This window comes from Plantactinospora siamensis (assembly GCF_042434095.1).
Lineage (GTDB): Bacteria > Actinomycetota > Actinomycetes > Mycobacteriales > Micromonosporaceae > KBS50.
This window is the reverse complement of sequence record NZ_JBHLUE010000005.1, coordinates 14,003-31,540: the sequence shown is the minus strand read 5'-3', so window position 1 is coordinate 31,540 and position 17,538 is coordinate 14,003. Positions and strand designations below refer to the sequence as shown.

Genomic DNA, 17,538 nt, shown 5'->3' with positions numbered 1-17,538 from the left:
CGCTTCTGTGTGATCCCATTTCCTTGAAAGAATAGCCATTGATCGGTGAATGTGGAAGGCGGCGCTTTGTGGATCAGCCCGACTGGCAATCCTTGGGCAGATGTCGCGGCGAGGCGCCTCCGGAGGGTCCGTCCCCGGGTATGTGTCTCCGGCGCTGGGGCCGGGGCGGCCCTCCGGATCCCTCAGGGCACGCACAGGGTGAGGAGTGGAGCATGCGTTGGAGTTGGTTCCAGCCCAGGGACGGTGAAATCACCACCGCGTTAGGGGTTCCCCTGCCCAGCCGGGTGCTGTCCGGCCGGGGCGGCCGTCACGCGTCGGCCGAGCCTTTCCCGGACAGGCTGCTGATGACGCTGGGCGCCGAGATGCGCTCCGCTGGTGTGCACGCCGCCCGCAGGTCGAGGTCACGGCCGAAGCCTGAGGACGCCTGGTATCCGCTGCTGACCTTGGGCACGGAGGTTCGCGCGCCAGGACTGCGGGCCGCTGTCGCTGCGGCGCGGAACAACCGATGAGTACTGCGGTCGCGACGCCAGACCGCCCGAACCGGCCCGGCCGGCACCGGGAGTATGCGCCGTGGGAGATCATCGCCTCGACGTTCGTGTTGGAGTACCACACGATCAAGCCCTGCAACGCCTGCCCGAGGAACGGAGGTACCTGCCCCCGGGTGCTCAAGGCCCGCATGGTCATCAGGCGGTACCGCCGCGTGCTACAGCAACGGTCCTCCTCGACGCAACGGAGCGCCGACGGTGTTTGAACGTGACTGGGAGGGCTGGGTCCCGCCCCCCATCCCCTTGCCGCTGCCGGACCCGGCATCGATCCCTGACCGACTACTCCCACCGTCCGCCCCGGAAAAGAGTCAACCGCCATGGAGCGATACCTGTCCGACGCCGCTCAAGAGTGCAGATGGCTCAGATCATCTTTCGCCGATCCCACCCGGGCAACCGCCATTCTCGTCCGACACAACGTGAACACCGTCTCCATCCGTCGAGGCGAGAGCGGACTCGTCCTTGTCTTCGACAACGTCGAATGGGAGGACTTCGTGGAGGGCGCGAAGAACGGGGAATTCGACCGGCCGACCATGGCCTCATGAACGGCCCCGTGCCCGGTACCCGCATCCTCCCACCAGCCCGCCGCCGGGCACGGGGCTCCTGAATCTCACCCGCCCGGTCGGAGGCGGCAACCCCCGGCCGAGGCGAGTGGAACGGTCCGTGCGCTGGAACGAGGGCGACCCTTCGGCGCACGGACCGGGGCGGCAGTAGCTCAGATGGACCGCCGTGACATCCCTCTGGGGGTAGGGAACGTCGGGGTAGAGCGCCGGTACGGGTAGCGTGCCGGAGATTCCGGGTTCGATTCCCGGCTGCCGCACAACGAACATCCGCCGGCGTCGATCCTGTGCGGGTCCGCTGGACCACCGCAGCGCCGGAGTTGATGCCAGCCACGGGGCGCTCCAGGACCCAGGCCGCCCGCTATTCGGGCGTCGGCTCCGTCCGGTCGACCTCTTGTCGGCGCACGGACACCGCGGCGTTCTCGAGTAGAGAGCCAGGAGTGAGCCTAGCCGATGACGGATCAATGACTGGCATCCGCCAAAGTCGTCGGGCTTTAGCTGGTCGGCACGATGACGTCGGGACAGCACACGGCGCACCGCCTGCGTCGCGGCGCCGCCGCCCCGAGGACGTGGGGCACGCGGACGTACCATTCCTGCCGATGAGTGCAGCCCACGGTCAACGCGTCAGAAGCGGCGTTGATGTTCCTCTTCAGGGAGGGGCAGCCCACGGCGTGGGTGCGGCCGTTGGTCTCGACGAAGGCGTCCTTGGAGCCGACCGCGGCTAGGTAGCGATCGAGCAGCGGCCGCGTCTCGGCAGCCCATCGGCCGTATTGAGCGCAGTCTCCGCACATGGGCCGCCCGCCGAAGGGATGGCTACAGCCGCACTCGCCACAACACGCGCATGAGGTGCAGGGATGTGCTACTCCCTCGACGTCCAGGACCATCGGTTCCGGGCCGTCGACCGCGGAGCCAACCCGTCGGACGCCGACGCCGCCGTCCTGGAAGAGGATCTCGTACGGGCCGGGCTCGCGAATGTCGACGACCCCGATCACGAGCCAGTTTTGGCTGACGTCCACGGCCACCTCACAAAGATTCGTCAACTCGCGGACTCAGGCAGGCCCCGGGCTCCAACCCGTCAGCGATCCGCTCGGCGTGGTCGACTGCGGCGATAAGCGTCTGGACTAATGGCCGTGCCGTCGGCCCGTCGAGCAACAGTCGCGGCAGTCGGATCTGCACCGGGGGCGAGTCGTCGTCATCGTTATCGACGAACAAGCCCACCGTCACGATGGGAGAGCCACTCGGCTCCATGTATCGATATTCGTGGTGGACATGCAGGCCCACGTAGTCGCCCTCGTCGAAGCTGAACGTCGTGCCAGGCTCGGTCGTCTCCACCGCCGCTCGCGCCTGCCCTACACCGATGCTCCCCACGCTCAGCAGCCTAGTGGCCCTTCGATATGGGGTCATCCGGTCTCGGGCCGCGCGCTTAGCACGGGCCGGGCGGCGGATGCTGCCTGGAGGGTGATAGATCGCGGGGGAGGGAACTAGATCGGAGCCCAGATATCAGGACTGCCACTCCTCGGTCGCGCCCTCGCAAAGCTGGTGGGCGTACGTCGCAATCTTTCGTTGAAGGTGGTGACTCCCGCGTCGTGCCGGACCGGGTCGCCCGGCAGCCGGCGCACCTTACTGGCCTGCCTGCGCCAGCAGGGCACCAGAAGCGATTGGTAGATCACCGCGCGTGACGTGAGTGACTGTTTCATGTTTGACTTTGTCGATGGGGTCACCGGAGGCGCGGCTGGCGGTCGACTACGGTGCCGTCGGCACGACCGCAGTGTTGGTGTGGTCGGACGGCCGCTCGTCGGTGTTGACATTCGACGGGTCGGACGTACTGCCCAGCGCTGTGCTGGTCGACACCCATGGCGAGGTGGTTACCGGTCAGCAGGCGTGGCGGGCGGCGTCGGAGTACCCGGAGCGGTTCGTCGCCTCACCGACGACGACCGGGGCGGAGCAGTTGGATGTGGCTGGCCGGCAGGTACCGGCGGCGGACCTTGTCGCGGCGACGGTGCGGCGGGTGGCGGAGGAAGTGGCTCGAGTCGCGGACGGCCCGGTGCGCGACGTACGGCTGGTCGTACCGGCGGGGTGGGGTCCGCGGCGCCGGACGTGGTTCCGGCAGGCGGTGCACCGCGCGGGTCTCGGGCAGGCCCAGCTGGTCGAGGCACCGGTAGCGGTGGCCGAGCACCTGCTGGCCTCCGGCATCCAGATCCTGGTCGGCGGGTTCCTGGTGGTGGTGGATGTCGGCGCCGGGTGTGAGGTGTCGGTTCTACGGCGGGGTCCGGCCGGGTTCGAGGTGCTCTCTACACTGCACGACCCGCAGGCCGGTGGACAGGCCGTAGACGAGGCCCTGCTGACCGCCCTACAGGCCAACGTCCCGGCCGATGGCGCCGGTCATGATTGGGCGTCGCTGGCTGCGGCACGGACGGCGAAGGAAGCGTTGTCGCAGCATCCGGCGGTCACGGTGCCGCTGAACGGGTCGATGGTGGTGCTGGGCGCGGACCTGCTGGATCGGGCCGCGTCCCCGACAGTCACGCGGGTGGCGGATCTGGCGGTCGAGGCGATTGGGGCGGCGGAGATCGACCCCTCGCAGATCGCCGGCCTGTGGTGCGTGGGCGGCAGCGCGAACCTGCCGCTGGTGGAGAAGGTCCTCGCGGAACGGACCGGCATCGCCCCCGTCACCCTCGCCGATCCCGCCACCGCCGCGGTACGAGGGGCAGCCGGCGCCGGCATCCCGGACACCTCCACCGCGGAGGCGGTGGACGACGCGGGGGCCGCGCTTCCGCCGGTGCGGCGGGCGTTGGGCATCGTCCTGCCCGGCCTGGCGTCGTTGGCGATGGCCGCCCAGTTCCTCACCACCGCCACCAAACACTCCGGCATCGGGTATTGGGTCATCGCGAACTGGGCCGAGCTGGCCCTGGCCGGCGTCCTCGCGACGGTGGCCTGCCTGGGGTCGGGAAGCATCCTGGCCGCGCTGATCGCCAACCGGGGCGCCACCGCACCGATGCGGGCGCCCGGCTCGCAAGTCGCCATGGGTCTCCTGGCCGCCGCGTCGCTCAGCGTGGCGATCAGCGCGATGTACGCCGTGCTGGCCAGCGCCTACCTGGAGATGCCGATCGGCCCGTACCTGCGGTGGGCGCTACTCCCGGTCGCCCCGCTGGCCGTGTTGACCGCCGTGGCGGCCACGGTAGCCGCCCGGCAGTGGCGCACCCCGCGCGGCGGCTGGTACGCCAGCTTCGCCGTCCCCACCGCCTCCGTCGCGGCAGCGGCCGCCGGCATGCTGCTCATGCAGTACGCCTTCCCCGCCGCGATCTGGGTCGACGCGGACCTGCTCCCACTACTCATGGCGCGAGGCGGCGGGCTGCTGATGGGCGCCGCGATGGTCATGGCGATCACCCAGACACCCATCCTGCGGCTGATCGTCGGCCTACCCGTCGCGGTCATCTCCGCCGCCGTCTACAGCGACGCCTCGATGCAACTCCTCGGCGTGGCCTACACGATCGCCCTGGCCGTCGGCTACGCCAGCCGCCTCTGGACCGCCGTCGTCCCGATCCAACAACCTCCGACGGGGGCCCGGCGGTGATGCGCTGGCCACAGCACCTCGCCCGCGGGCTGGTCGTCGCCGTCTTGGTAGCGGTTCCTCCGCTGGTTCTGCTGCGTTACGGAGTCGTACCGACGTCTTGGCCCTCACAGCCGCAGTTGCGGCAGTGGCTGGCCGATCCCGTCACCGACCAGACCCTCCGGTTCGCGCTCACCGCCGCCGGGTGGCTCGTGTGGCTCTTCCTCGCCTCCACCCTCGTGCTGCGGCTGTTGGCTCGGGTCCAGGCTGGGGTGCGGTGGCTGCGCCGCATTCCGCTGCCGACACCGATGCAGGCCACCGCGAGCGGCATGGCTGGCGCGGCCCTCCTCGCCATCCCCGGAGGCAGCAGTACCACCGCACCCGCCGATCCCGGGCATGGTGGGCCCGCCGCCGGGGACGTCCTCGACCGCTCCACCGTCGCGGACCCCATTCTGCCCGGCGGCGAGAGGGAGGCAACGGCACCGACAGATGGGGTGCACCTTCCGGGCGGATGGATGCCTGCACACACGGCTCAACAGGTCGGCGCCGCCGCTACTCTGCTGTGGATACGCCGCCGCCGCGTCTACCGACCCCGTCCCACAAACCGGCCCGGCAACGCCGACCTCGACCTCGCCGACCTGCCCGTCACCGTCCGAGCGGTCCAAGCCGCCCTTTCCTCGCTGTCCTCGGAACCCACCACGGCCACCGGCCCGGAGATCGGGTGGTTACCGCCACCGCTGCGCGACCTGCCGGCGGGCGGCGTGGGGCTGACCGGGCCAGGAGCCCTGGACGCCGCCCGCGGCATCCTGGTCACCGCGCTCCTTGCAATCCGACCCACCACGTACCGCCCGCAGCGAATCATCACCACTCGCACCGTGCTCGACCGGCTCCTCCCCGAAAACATCGGTGACCTACCCGGCCTCATCGTCACCGGCACCGAACACGAGGCCATGGCCGTAGCGGCGGCACCGCCATACCCGGATCGCCATGCTGAGACGCTGCTGCTCATGGACAGTGTCACCGACGCCCAGGTTGCCCGGAGGACCGCCGCATTCGGTGAAGGCTCGGGTGTGGCAGCTGTCGTACTGCTCGGCGAGTGGCAGGCCGGGACGACATGGCAGGTCAATCCGTCGGGCCACGTCCACGACCCGTACCGCCCGGACGCGGCAGGGCGAAGGCTGTGTGTCCTGAACGCCACCGCGACGGCTGACCTGCTGACCGTGATCCGGCACGCGGCCTCTCCGGCGCCGCCACCCCAACCGGCTTCCGCAGCATCGCAGGTGCGGATTCCCCGCCAGACCACACCTCCGCCTGCCGAAGTACGTACGTCCGAACCGACCCCGCAACTGCGGCTGCGGCTCCTCGGCGAACCCGAGCTGCGCTACGCCGGACAGGGGCTGACGATCCGGCGCAACGCCACTTGGCAGGTGCTGGCGTTCCTAGCCATTCGTCCCGAGGGCGCCACTGCCGGGGAACTGGTCGGTGCGATCTGGCCGGGTATCTCCCCGCGCACCGTCACGGGCCGGCTCTACACCACCCTCAGCGACCTGCGCGTCATCACCCGCACCGCGGCCGACACCACCGTCATCACCTCCACCGACCAGAGGTACCACCTCCAAGGCGATCACCTCGAAGTTGACCTATGGCGCCTCCGCGACGCCGCCCGCCATGCCGCCACCGCAGTCACCGACACCACCGCCGCCTGGCAGGCCGTCATTGACGCCTACACCGGTGACCTGGCCGCCGGCCGATCCTGGGCCTGGATCGACGGGCCACGAGAAGCCGGCCGCCGACTCGTCCTGGACGCCTACGGCCACCTTGCTGAGATCGCGCCCGACCCGCAAGCGGCGCTGGCCCTGGTGCAGGAGGGCATACGCGTCGACCCCTACAACGAAGACCTCCACCACAGAGCCATCCGGTTGCTGGCCGCCGCCGGAGACCAGACAGCCCTTGACGACCTGGTCGACCGCTACACGCAGCGGCTCGCCGCGGTCGGCCTTGAGCCCAGCCAACAGCTGCGCGGAGCGGCCGCATAAGCCGGTGCACCGGTCGGCTTGTCCAAGCCGATCCTGACGACCGCCGATGCCCGCAGGACCACGGTCCGCACACGCCCGTCCGCTCGCGGCGTTCACCCTGCGCTCCGGCCGCCCGGGATGGCTGAAGTTGTCCGGCCGGTCACGTCCACGGCGTCAGGCCGTCTGACCTGTGGGTGTGAGGTCGTGTAAGGAAGTGTGAGGTGCTGTCAGATCGCTCGACGGTCGCGGCGCCGCGTCCTGCTCGTACGGTCTGGTCCATGAGCCGCCGCAACAAGGTGGAGGACTAGCCATGGCGAAGCAGAGCCTGACCGGAGTCGTACGTGCCGTCACCGCTGTTGTCGCGCTCGCGCCGGCACTGCTGCTCTACTCGACTGGCCGACTCACCGCCCCCAGCCTGTCGACGCGGTGGCTGTCGGAGTGGGTACACGAGCCGCTGAGCCCCGAATTCCTCGTGGTACTGGGCGAGGCCTGCGCCTGGCTGCTGTGGGCACTTCTGGTCTCTGCCGTGGTCAACCACATCCACCGGCACGTCGCCGCTCGCATCCGGTGCCAATTCGACCTGCGCCTACCCGGCCCCGTCCAGGCCCTCGCCGCGACGGTGCTGGGCTCCACCGCTGTGGCCACCGCAGCTCTGCCTGCCGCCGCGCAGGAGTCCGCCGCCACCGGCGCCAGCCTCCTTCCGCTCACGCCACTTCAAGCAGATCAGGGCACCCCGGTCCACCATGAAGAGCCGGCGGCATGGACGCCTTCCCGTACCTCGTCGAACTCTCCAGAGATCGTGATGTCGGCGGCGGCCCTCGCCACGCCCCTGGACCGAGACCGACCCGGCGGACGCAGCGCCGCCCATGCGCGTCGCGCTCCGAACGGCGCGGTCCGCGTCGTTGCCGGAGATACCTTGTGGGACCTCGCCGCCGACCATCTCGGCGATCCCAACCGCTGGCCGGAGATCTACAAACTCAACCGGGGACACAAGCAGGCCAACGGCTACGCCCTCACCGACCCCGACATGATCCACACAGGCTGGATACTCACCCTCCCCGGCAGCGACACCAAGCCAGCCGCCGCCCCACACCGCACCCAGAAACCACCGTCGGGCAGTTCCGGACACACTGCACCCAGCGGCAGCAAGACCGCTCCAGGAGCCCCGACGCCAGCTACCGGCACCCCGACGCCCAGCGCTCAAGCACCACGTGCCACCGAACCGAGCCCACCAGCCAACTCGGCCGACGTCACGACGCCCGCACCGAACACCGCCCCGTCCCAGCACCAGGCCGGAATCGCAGTGCCGCCGCAGGGCTGGATCAGCCTCGGCCTAGCCGCCGCCATCGCCACCGTGGCCACCCTCCTGCGCCTGCAACGCCGCCGCCGAGCACGACTCACCTTCCCCGCCCCGACCAGCACCGCGACGCAGCCCGCCCCGACGCCGCCTCGTCGGGCCGCCGTCGACAACATCGGCAGCCGCTACCTCGGCTCCAGCGGCGGTGCCCATCACCTCGCCAGTCCGGCCGTTGCGGCGCCGATCGGCGTCGACTCGGAGGGCACCGAGGTGAGCCTGTTCCAGCTGCCCGGTCCTGGCGTCGCCCTGCACGGCGACGGGGCCGTACCAGCGGCCCGCGCCGTCCTCGCGTCCGTCTTAACCAGCGACGTGCTCGATTCCGCAACTAGCCGCCCGGTGGTGGTCACAACCGCCGACCTACTCGCCCGGCTCCTGCCCGAAGACGCCCCGGCGGTCGGGCTGGACCCCGACGGCACCTCCTACGACGGGGAACGCCTCCTCGTGCTCGCCGACACCGCGGCGGCGGTCACCCACGCCGAGGAGGAGACGGTCGGCCGGTGCCGCCTGCTGGAGACCTTCAACGCCGAAACGATCACCGACCTCAACACCCGCACCGACCACGCCGAGACGCAACCGCCGTACGTGCTGCTCATCGACGCCAACCCCCCGCACGGTGCCCGCCTGCAGGCTGTAGCCACCCACCGCACCGCCCTGGACCTGCACCCCGTCATCCTCGGCCCGCAAGATGGCATCCCCACCATCGACATCACCGCCGACGGCACCGCCAGCAGCGACGAGCCGCACACAGTGGTCCGGTTCTCCACGCTCAGCGCGGACGACCTCGCCGCCATCCTCACCATGCTCACCGAGACCACGGCTCGCCCCGAGCCAGGCACCGACGTTGACGAACGACCCACCGAGAACCCGGCAGCTGCGATCAGCGCCGAGGCCGCCGAACCGGTACCGGCCCAGCCTTGTCAGACGGCGACCCTGGTCCGCCTCCGGGTCTTGGGCCCGGTTACCGTCGCCACCGACGCCGGGCCGATCACTACCGGCATGCGCAGCGGCTCCTACCTGATCCTCGCCGTCCTGGCCGCCCACCCTGCGGGCCGCACCCTTGACCAGCTCGCCGCAGCCCTGCACCCCGACGTCGACCCGGCCGCCGCGGTCAACCGCGTCCGCACAGACATCACCTCCGCTCGCCGGGTCCTGCGCACGGCGAGCGGCCACGACGAGCCCATGTTCATCGTCTACGACCCGGCCACCGGCCGATACCAGCTCGACCCGCAGACCGTCTCCGTCGACCTGTGGCAAATGCTCACCGCCATCAACGAGGCCCTCAACAGCGACGACGAGGCCGCCACGCTGGCGGCGCTGCGCAGGGCCACCGGGCTCTACGGCGGCGACTTCGCCGAGGGCCACGACTACACCTGGGCCGCCGACCATGCCACCAGCTACCGGCACCAGGTTTTGACCGCCTACGCCCGGATCGCCGAGATCGTCGAAGCTGACCATCCCGACCAAGCTCTTGCCGCGCTCGAAGGCGCCGCCGAACTCGAGCCGGTCAACGAGGAGCTGTACCAGCGGATCATGCGCATCCACGGCCGACAGCACCGGCCCGACGCCGTACGCCGCACCCTCCGCCGCCTGGAGGACCGCCTCGCCGACCTCGGCGGCGCCGAACCATCCCAAGCCACCCGCCGCATCGCCGAACGTCAATTCCGACCCGCCGCCCCCGTTCCAGGAGGACGGCCATGACCGACAGACGGCTCCAGCGGACGCAATGGGCCGTGCGGGCCACCCTGGTCCTCGGCGTGGCAGCCTCCGTCACCGCGAACATCCTGCACGCCAAACCAAACCCGGTCTCTCAGACCATCGCGGCGTGGCCTCCCATGGCCCTCCTTATCACCGTCGAGCTGGTCACCCGCATACCAGTTCACCACCGTGCGCTCGGCGTCATCCGGATCGTCGCCGCCTCGACCATCGCCACGATCGCCGCCTGGATCAGCTATCACCACATGGTGGGAGTCGTCGCCAGGTACGGCGAGACCGGCACCGTCCCCTACCTCCTACCGCTTTCAGTCGACGGGCTGATCATCGTCGCCTCGGTATCGCTCGTGGAACTCGCCGCCCGCCGCCGCAAAGCTGAACACCCACCGCGCGTCGTAGCCGCGAAGACCCCACCGGCACCATCACCAGGCCAGCCCATCGCATCGCCCATCGAGCCCACGCCTGAGATCAACGACACCAGGCCACCCGGCAGGAGTCCACGGTCCAAGCTTCCCCTCCTTGATGTCGATACCAGCCAACCAGCCCAGCGCACGACTCCTGACGCTGCCGAACACCGGAACGACGATCAGGGAACAGACGGCAGCGAGACTCACCGTGACCTCGCTGCTCAACCTGACGATTACGAGACGGCCAACGAGACCGATGTCGACCTCGGCCCGGATCTGGTGCCGCTACTAGCCGCGGCCCGCGCGGCCCGTGACGAGCTGACCAGCGAAGGCCACACCGTCAGCCGGGATGCCCTGGCCCGGCGGCTACGCCAGAACGGCCACTCGATCCGCAACAGCGCCGTCTCACAACTGCTCGTTACGCTGCGTCAGGAGACGCAGCCGGTCAACGGCACCCGTACTGCGGCACCGGTATGACATGCCGCTGTCAGTTCACCGCAGGATCAGACACGGGAGGAGGCCGCCTGTTGGCCCAGTCCGCCCGACCGGTCAATGCCGTCCCCCGCCCAAACTTGCCATCCTGGAACATTTAATCGGCAAGGAACGATCTAAGTAGCCGAACCCTCTCCAACAGCTCATCGAATGTGACGATTTCGATCGTGGCGAGAGAGTCACGAAATAACTCAAACGACTTAGCTTCGTCAGGATTCGTCGGCGTGCGGCCAACAACCAGGCACAGCTGCACGGCGAACGACTCGATGTCAAAGATTCTCGATGCTCGTTGCATCGATGCAAATTCGCTAACCAATTGGTATCGTTGATCGAGAATTTGAGTAATCGAGCCGGTTAATTCCTTCGATGGGCCGTAAACACCTCGTCGATATTCAGTGCGCTGGAGTAAAGAGGTGTCCGGCTTCTTGATTTCAATAATCGCTACGTTGTTGGTAGTAGGATTCTTCGAGATGAAGTCCGCTATCTTTTCGCCCGAGCCGGAGATTTTGCGGCCACCAGCGACGGCTTGGTCCTGAACCAAGATCATAGGATAGCCGAAGGCGAAAGTCAGAATGAAAGGATTCTCCGTGAAGAAACTTTGCCAGGCCTCCTCATTGTGAGAAGCGGTGAGCATCGTCTCAAACCTATCAATAAGTCCGTCCAACTGCACGAGCTCGATATCTCTCCTTAGCTTCGCCACCGCCCCTGGGCGCCTACTAGATATCGAATCTACATTCTGCTCCATAAGAGCCAAAAGATCAGCGGTATCTTCCTCGTCAAGGCCATCTTGACCTGCGGAGGCGTCAGCGAAGCGTTGAATCATGGGATGGCGTCCACGCTTGTACTGCATGCTCTCGGTGCCAAGATGGCCCGCCAGCCAGTTAGCTGCGGTTGCCACCTTAACATTCAACGCAGCAGTATTGGCTCGTGCGGCTATACGATCGCATTCCGACCGTGCAAGGTCGAAATCAGATAAAGAGATGTACAACGTATCAATGTCAACCCTGGCCTCCCCCTTCGTGGTGAGGTGCAAGTGTGAGCATCTGGCCTGCGTCTCAATTGCCGTGACGATGGCCTGGTAGGGTTTTGCCAAACCAAGACCAAACTGATAATCCTTCAGGAAGCCACGCGGAAGGCTTCCAAGTAGATCCGGCACTTCGTTTGCACTCGTTGGGAGAGTGAGGTAATCCAACGGGACACTGATCGTCCGGAGCCTACGGTATTTCGGCTTTCCGAATCGGTGAGCCACCGGCTGGGTGCCAATTGGATAGATTAGAATGCGATCCTCGTTCTCGTCGATTTCAATTATTCGGACCGGCTCGAAGTTTTCGCCTTCAGGCAGGTGTAGCGCCTTCAGGGATTCAAGCGTTGCGTGAAAGTAGACAACAGCCACTCCCGCCGAGCTTCCCTCCAGGCTGATCAGCCCTCGGTTCAACTCACCGGATCCGAACTCTGCCACGTCAACTCCTCGAGCGCCGCCACTGTACCCGTTGCAACCGATCGTATCGGTTAATGCCGTACAACGAGGATCTTGCATCACGGCGCTGCCGGCGCTGCCGCCGTCGGTCCATAAGCCTGGCGCACCTACCTGCACATTCGGTCCTATGCGCTCGTTGTCTGGCGGAGAACCGTCAGTCGTAATCAGGTCTGGGACCGGCGGCGGTCTTGATCGCACCGTCGAGGTCGGCGTGGATGGGCACGGCTGTCCGTACGGGCACCACGCCGATGTGCCAGAAGGGAAAATCCATGACCGACAGCAAGCCCGGCCTTCGCGCGATCGAGGTCGCTGACGACGTGTACGACGTGCTGAAGCGCACCGCCGGCAGCCGAGGGACGGACATCAACGGCGCGCTGCGCTATCTGCTTGAGGTTCCGACGCCTCGGACTGCTGACGAGGACGACGAAGACTGAGCAGCTCGCAGGACAGGTGCCGCCGGGACCGAGCAGACTCAACTCGGCGGCACCTGTCGTACTCAGGCTCCTTGCCCGGTAGTGGTTCCGCTCGCCGCGCAGGCGGCGGCGAGCAGTCGTTGCGCGGTGCGTTGAGTGATGCCGAGCTGCTGGGCGAGCGCGACACCGAGGCCGCGCCGGTCTCGGCCGGTGCGGTCGACCTCGGCCAGGAGTGCGATGGCGGCGGGGAGTCGAGGATCGTCGGCGTACGGATGCGGCTTGCGGGCGCCATGCGTGCCGGGGGTGCGGCCGGTGGACTGCCGGCCCGTACGGGCGTCGGCCACGGCCCACACGGTGCGCCGGAACCATAGACGGCGCAGCCGCCCGTCCGGCAGCGTCTCGACGCGGTCGGGGCGGTCGTACAGGGTGTCGGGCAGGTTGCGGTACGAGCGGTATCCGAGGACCCTCGCGGCCGCGCCCGAGCCGATGAGATCCTGCGGGTCGCCGCGGCGGTCGACCTTCGTCAGCTCGGCGCGTTTCGCCGCTTGGTGCGCGGTATGGAACGCCTCGATGTCGTCGAGCCAGAACCACTCACGGTCGTCGTACTGGAAGCCCTCCGGGAAGGCGAACCGGGCGCGGTGACGACACCAATGATTGACCGTGGAGTAGGCGGCACCGGTTAGCCCGGCGACTTCGGCTCGGTTGAGGGCGAGCCGTCCGCCGATCATGCGTCGCGCCACACCCCATCCTCCCTCCGGGCAGCCGCCGCCGGCACCGCACGTCGAGGCGGTACGGCTCGCCGTAGGATCGGCGGCACGCCCTGACTCGGGTAGAAGCGGTCTTGTGTCCGCAGGCGGCCCGGAGTGGGCGAGGTGGCCGGTCGGGACTTGCACGCACCCTCGGGTGTGCCCGCCGGCCACCGACCCACCCGGTTACTCCGGTGGGCGCAGCGCCTTCCAGACCACCTGCGCCATGCGGTCGATGCGCAGCGCGGCCAGTTTCGCACGGGTAACGGGTGTGGCCGCGTCGTACACGGTCAGGATCGCGGCGGCGGTGGTCGCGTCCACCAGCACCCCGTCAATCTTGCAGCATGCGCCACCCTTTGCCTCCCGCAGCAGCTCGATCACCCGAGGGTCACCAGCTGTCGCGTCGTTGGGGAGCGCGTCGATGTCGGCCAGCCCTTCGCAGTCGGGGCAGGCCACGAGGTGCGGGTCTTCGGTGAGGCGGCTCAACGGCACGTCATCTGCGCCACACACCGGATCCATCCGGCGGCGGGCCTTCGCGTGAGTGAAGACGGGCCAGTTGTGCCGCCTCGTGTTGCCCGTCATGGCGCCGCCCCGGCGGGTGGGTCCAAATGCCGAGCGGGTGGCCGGGGGCGATGCGACCTCGGCTGGGGGCGAGGGTGTCGAACACGTCGGAGTAACGCTCGTGGAGCTGGCCCCGGGTCCGGGTCAGGTGTCTGCCTCGGGTGAGCTTCGCGGGGAGGGACTCGATCACCCGGCCGATCAGCCCATACAGGTCACGGTCCTCGATGCATCGAGCGCATCCCTCGCACGCCGACCAGGCTTCTCCCCATGCCTGGGTGAAGGCGTGCTCGGTGTCGGTGCGGCGTACCCGCGCCGCGTGGTGCCGAGACTGGTAGTCGCCCACGGCGACCACCTGGGCAGTGATCCGCCGGGCGTCGGTGACCTGGTTGGCGCACCGGTAGATCCAGGCGGCCTCGGGTGCGGTACAGAAGTCGCACTCGACGATCGGGTCGGGAATCTCGGTGATGGGTGCGGGTTCGGGACGGTGGTCGCTGCGCTGGCCGCGCTGCTCGGCCGCGTGCAGGTACTCAAGGATCATGCCCTGGTTGTTGAAGCGGACGTTGAGCGCTCGACGGCAGCGGCGGCAGTAGAGCGACTCCGGGATCCGCGCGCTGCTCGCGTCGATTGCTCCGACTTCGGGAGGACGCTCGGATTCCTCGGGGTACGGGAGGTGTGACATTACTGGTCGCCTTCGTCCTGGTCGCAAATCAGCGGTCGAGCGGGGTCGGCGCGGTCGAGGGTCAGTCCGAGGCGCAGGCGGGCGAGGTCGACCAGCCGCCGCAGCAGGCTCGCGGTTCCGCTGCTGAGGTCGTCGTCGTAGTCGTGGGCGATGCGGCAGGCGTCGCGCACCGCCTCGGCCGCCGTGGTGAGCGCGGCCTGCAGGGCGGCGCGGTCGTCGTCCCGGGTGGCTCGCCTGATGTCCGCGGCCGGGTAGGTGCGCTCGGTGCCGTTGGGGAAGCGGAGGGTGTAGCGGCAAGCGTAGGTGGTGTGCGGGGTGGAATAGCGGACGTCGGTGACGGTGCCAAGGCGGTACTCGATGGCGTCGGTCGGCTCGGTCACTCGGGCGGTGTCGCCGTACTCCAAGGATCGGTACATCACAACTCCGTTCAGCGGATGGGGTGGTCGAACTCGCCGCGGGTCGGTGGCCCGCGAAAGCGGGGCCGGACGGCCCCGGGGTTTGGACCGGGGCCGCGCGGCCTACGTCACGGGGGTCAAGGTCGGCCGGGTGGTGGCCCGGCGGCATCGCCCGGGGTGGTCCCTGGGCGGGCGGCCCCGCTGGTGGGGAACGGTGGGGCGGCCTTCACGTGGGGCAGGCCGGAGTCGAGCTTCTGGCCGATGCGGTCGAGGCTCACGGCACCGGACGCGGTCAGGTGCGCGCCCACGGCGAGGGCCTGCGCGCCGGTGAGCAGGACGACGAGACGGTGGGCCTGGGTGTCGTGGACGTGCAGCTCGACGTGACCGTTGGTTAGCGGCCGGACCGGCAGGAACCGCTCGACCTGCGCGCCTTCGGGCGCCGTGGTCCAGATCGCCGAGCAGAGTGCGGTCCACTGCTCGTTGACGAGGGCTTCCCACTGCTGCGCGCGGGCGGTCAGTGCGGCGTGTTCGGCCTCGCTGGCCGAGTGTTCGGCCATCGCGTGAGCGACCTGGGCCGCCGCGAAGTGAGAGCACACCCGGTTGGCCAGCTCGATCATCGAGGTGGCCGTCGGCACCGGGGGGTGCAGGGCCGTTGCGGCAGCCTCCCGGGTCGGCGGGGCCGTGGCAGGGGGCTCGGTGGGGACGGGTGCGGTACCGGTGGCGGGGTGCGCGCCGGTACCGGGGCCGGGCGGGGTGTTCCCGCGCCGGCCCCAATGCCGGCCCACCTCAGACCGCCAGCAACTCGAACGCGCGGGCCTTCAGGTCCGCACCGGCACCGGTCAGCGCCCGCGTCGCCCGAACGAGGTCGGATTTGGCGGGAGCGAAGTGGTCGACGTACTCGGTGATGGCTTGGTATCCGGCCCACCGGGTGCCCTTGATCGCCTTCTGCGTGTCGGCGTCGCGGATCAAGTACCGCAGCGTTGCGGTGCGCTGTTTCGCGTTGTTCTTCGCGGTGTCGGAGGCGTCGTCGGCGAGGGGCCACACCTGCGCGACGATCTTCTCGAACTCGCCCATGGCCAGCGACTCGTTGATCATCTTTTCGGCTTCGGTCTCGAAGTCGGCGAATGCCTTCCACATCAGGCCGAGGGCCTGCCGTGCCTCGGCGATCTTGCTGCTGACGTTCGAGGTGTGTCGGAACGTGTAGGAACTGACCGACCGCCGGTAGGCGAGGGCCTGCGTGTTCGCGCACACGATCCGCACCGGGGTCGCGTCGAGACGCAATGAGGCCGTGCCGTCGTGGGAGGTGGTGGCCGCGAGATAGAGATCCAGGTCGTCCACCCCGGCGATCTGCATGGCCGTGGGCAGCTTCATGGTCACGAAGACCGACCGACCCTTGCGCATCGAGCCGGCGGTCTCGAAGTGCGCGCCGGACTGGTCGACCAGGAGGTTGAGCGTCTCGGCGACCTGCTCGTTCTGGACCACGCTGTAGTCCTCGCCGACCACCCCGAGGTACTCGGTCTCCCCGGTGGCCGGGTTGGTGCGCACGGTCATGTACTTGTCGGGGCAGTCGACCTTCGTCACCCCGCGCTCGGTGACCTCGATGCCCTGGAGGGCGATCTTGCGGACCTCCCAGCCGCCGAGCCACGCCTTGCTCATGACCTCCTCGGCGGTCATGCACGCCTCGGTGACAGTGCCGAGTTGGTGCCAGGCGGACAGTCGGGCGGAGGCGAAGGCTGTCTGGCCGTTCGCGAGGGTTTCCAGTGCGTGTGCCACGGTGGCACCCCTTCCAGATTGTGTTTTGGCGGGCGGCGGGCCGGGGGTTGCAACCCCCGGGCCCCGCCGTCATAAACAATGTTTACTACCTCTACCGACGGATCAAGGCGATCGGTTGGAGTCGATCGAGGTTTCTGCGGCGAATCTGACGCCCCGCCGCTGGGGGTGGCCTACCGGGTGTCGGTGGCCGGGCGTAGCCGCCCGTCCGGCCCGTACACATAGCCGCGGACGGTTTTGAACGGGGCCGGTCGGTACACGGTGAACGCGTGTTCGGGGGTGAACCGGGTCCGGTAGATGCGGGTGATGTCGAACAGGTACCGGTCGGGTTTGTCGCCCAGCGGTCCGGGCGGGATGGAGGGGCCGGTCACGGGGGCGCCGGCCGCGCGGGTGGGCCGGGCATCGGTCACGGTGGGGTGCGGTGGCTGTGACCGCAGCACGGCGTGTGCCTGTTCCCATCGCGCCTCGGTCATCCACCGGGTCACCGCTTCGAGGTTCGCGCCGGTCATCGTCACGGCCATGATGCGAGCCGTTTGCGCGGAGTCGAACACGGTCACCATGTCGCCCCCGGCGACCACGTAGACGCGGGGCCGTCGGCGGGCGAGGCCACCGGGGCGGTACGGCGATGTTCGGCCAGCCACCGGCCGACCACCTCGGCCGGGTCGCCGATCAGGGCGCCGGTGTCGTACGCCTCGTCATCGAGCCATGCGAGGTGATCGGCGACCGTCCAGTCAGGGTGGATGAGCCACGACTGCCGGACGGCCTGCCACATGGTCAGCCGCGCCGGTGCGCCGATCGGTTCGGCCGGTTGTGAGCCCTTCGGGCCGGGCACCGGGCATAGCGGGGTGCCGTGGTGGTGGGATGCGG

Annotated in this window: 17 protein-coding genes and 1 tRNA gene; 7 read left to right on the top strand and 11 right to left on the bottom strand. The window is 68.7% G+C overall.

Annotated elements, in window-relative coordinates; genetic code table 11:
• Window positions 1-862 precede the first annotated feature (862 nt).
• Window positions 863-1,087, top strand: coding sequence for a DUF397 domain-containing protein (locus ACFFHU_RS09140; protein WP_377337323.1), 225 nt, complete (start codon window positions 863-865; stop codon window positions 1,085-1,087).
• A gap of 159 nt (window positions 1,088-1,246) precedes the next feature.
• A tRNA-OTHER gene (locus tag ACFFHU_RS09135) sits at window positions 1,247-1,362 on the top strand.
• A gap of 234 nt (window positions 1,363-1,596) precedes the next feature.
• On the opposite strand, the gene ACFFHU_RS09130 is transcribed toward ACFFHU_RS09135, so the two are convergent.
• Together ACFFHU_RS09130 and ACFFHU_RS09125 are read right to left on the bottom strand one after the other, a co-directional pair.
• The gene (locus ACFFHU_RS09130) at window positions 1,597-2,124 is read right to left on the bottom strand and encodes a hypothetical protein (protein WP_377337322.1); all 528 of its coding nucleotides are present in this window, start codon (window positions 2,122-2,124) and stop codon (window positions 1,597-1,599) included.
• Window position 2,125: 1 nt separating this feature from the next.
• Window positions 2,126-2,470 carry a hypothetical protein gene (locus ACFFHU_RS09125; protein WP_377337320.1) on the bottom strand — a complete coding sequence of 115 codons (345 nt, stop codon included), beginning with the start codon at window positions 2,468-2,470 and terminating at the stop codon, window positions 2,126-2,128.
• A 343-nt stretch (window positions 2,471-2,813) separates the two neighbouring features.
• Between ACFFHU_RS09125 and ACFFHU_RS09120 the strand changes: the two genes are divergently transcribed.
• The 4 genes from ACFFHU_RS09120 (at window position 2,814) to ACFFHU_RS09105 (ending at window position 10,615) form a co-directional block, all read left to right on the top strand.
• Window positions 2,814-4,673: an Hsp70 family protein gene (locus ACFFHU_RS09120; RefSeq protein ID WP_377337319.1), complete on the top strand. Its 1,860-nt coding sequence runs from the start codon at window positions 2,814-2,816 to the stop codon at window positions 4,671-4,673.
• A gap of 116 nt (window positions 4,674-4,789) precedes the next feature.
• Window positions 4,790-6,685: an AfsR/SARP family transcriptional regulator gene (locus ACFFHU_RS09115; RefSeq protein WP_377337318.1), complete on the top strand. Its 1,896-nt coding sequence runs from the start codon at window positions 4,790-4,792 to the stop codon at window positions 6,683-6,685.
• A gap of 289 nt (window positions 6,686-6,974) precedes the next feature.
• Window positions 6,975-9,719 (top strand): BTAD domain-containing putative transcriptional regulator, encoded by a 2,745-nt coding sequence (locus ACFFHU_RS09110; RefSeq protein WP_377337317.1) that lies wholly within the window; start codon window positions 6,975-6,977, stop codon window positions 9,717-9,719.
• Window positions 9,716-10,615 carry a DUF2637 domain-containing protein gene (locus tag ACFFHU_RS09105; RefSeq protein WP_377337316.1) on the top strand — a complete coding sequence of 300 codons (900 nt, stop codon included), beginning with the start codon at window positions 9,716-9,718 and terminating at the stop codon, window positions 10,613-10,615. The genes ACFFHU_RS09110 and ACFFHU_RS09105 overlap by 4 nt, the downstream gene beginning before the upstream one ends.
• Window positions 10,616-10,727: 112 nt before the next feature.
• Here ACFFHU_RS09105 and ACFFHU_RS09100 read toward each other — a convergent pair whose 3' ends face one another.
• Entirely contained in the window at window positions 10,728-12,089 is a 1,362-nt protein-coding gene (locus tag ACFFHU_RS09100; RefSeq protein ID WP_377337315.1) for a Shedu immune nuclease family protein, read from the bottom strand.
• Between the two features lie 287 nt (window positions 12,090-12,376).
• Here ACFFHU_RS09100 and ACFFHU_RS09095 point away from each other — a divergent pair, with 287 nt between their 5' ends.
• The gene (locus ACFFHU_RS09095) at window positions 12,377-12,541 is read left to right on the top strand and encodes a hypothetical protein (RefSeq protein WP_377337314.1); all 165 of its coding nucleotides are present in this window, start codon (window positions 12,377-12,379) and stop codon (window positions 12,539-12,541) included.
• Between the two features lie 62 nt (window positions 12,542-12,603).
• Here ACFFHU_RS09095 and ACFFHU_RS09090 read toward each other — a convergent pair whose 3' ends face one another.
• From ACFFHU_RS09090 to ACFFHU_RS09055, 8 genes are all read right to left on the bottom strand, one after another.
• Entirely contained in the window at window positions 12,604-13,248 is a 645-nt protein-coding gene (locus tag ACFFHU_RS09090; RefSeq protein WP_377337313.1) for a hypothetical protein, read from the bottom strand.
• Between the two features lie 204 nt (window positions 13,249-13,452).
• Window positions 13,453-13,848 carry a hypothetical protein gene (locus ACFFHU_RS09085; protein ID WP_377337312.1) on the bottom strand — a complete coding sequence of 132 codons (396 nt, stop codon included), beginning with the start codon at window positions 13,846-13,848 and terminating at the stop codon, window positions 13,453-13,455.
• Window positions 13,760-14,506, bottom strand: coding sequence for a hypothetical protein (locus ACFFHU_RS09080; protein WP_377337310.1), 747 nt, complete (start codon window positions 14,504-14,506; stop codon window positions 13,760-13,762). The genes ACFFHU_RS09085 and ACFFHU_RS09080 overlap by 89 nt, the downstream gene beginning before the upstream one ends.
• Window positions 14,506-14,922 carry a hypothetical protein gene (locus tag ACFFHU_RS09075; protein WP_377337309.1) on the bottom strand — a complete coding sequence of 139 codons (417 nt, stop codon included), beginning with the start codon at window positions 14,920-14,922 and terminating at the stop codon, window positions 14,506-14,508. Before ACFFHU_RS09075 ends, ACFFHU_RS09080 begins: the two co-directional genes overlap by 1 nt.
• A 116-nt stretch (window positions 14,923-15,038) precedes the next feature.
• Window positions 15,039-15,536, bottom strand: coding sequence for a hypothetical protein (locus ACFFHU_RS09070; protein ID WP_377337308.1), 498 nt, complete (start codon window positions 15,534-15,536; stop codon window positions 15,039-15,041).
• A 151-nt stretch (window positions 15,537-15,687) separates the two neighbouring features.
• The gene (locus ACFFHU_RS09065; RefSeq protein WP_377337307.1) at window positions 15,688-16,674 is read right to left on the bottom strand and encodes a DUF932 domain-containing protein; all 987 of its coding nucleotides are present in this window, start codon (window positions 16,672-16,674) and stop codon (window positions 15,688-15,690) included.
• Between the two features lie 170 nt (window positions 16,675-16,844).
• On the bottom strand, window positions 16,845-17,192 hold the full coding sequence (locus ACFFHU_RS09060; protein WP_377337306.1) for a hypothetical protein: 348 nt from the start codon (window positions 17,190-17,192) through the stop codon (window positions 16,845-16,847).
• Window positions 17,193-17,224: 32 nt separating this feature from the next.
• Window positions 17,225-17,503: a hypothetical protein gene (locus ACFFHU_RS09055; protein ID WP_377337304.1), complete on the bottom strand. Its 279-nt coding sequence runs from the start codon at window positions 17,501-17,503 to the stop codon at window positions 17,225-17,227.
• Window positions 17,504-17,538: the final 35 nt, after the last annotated feature.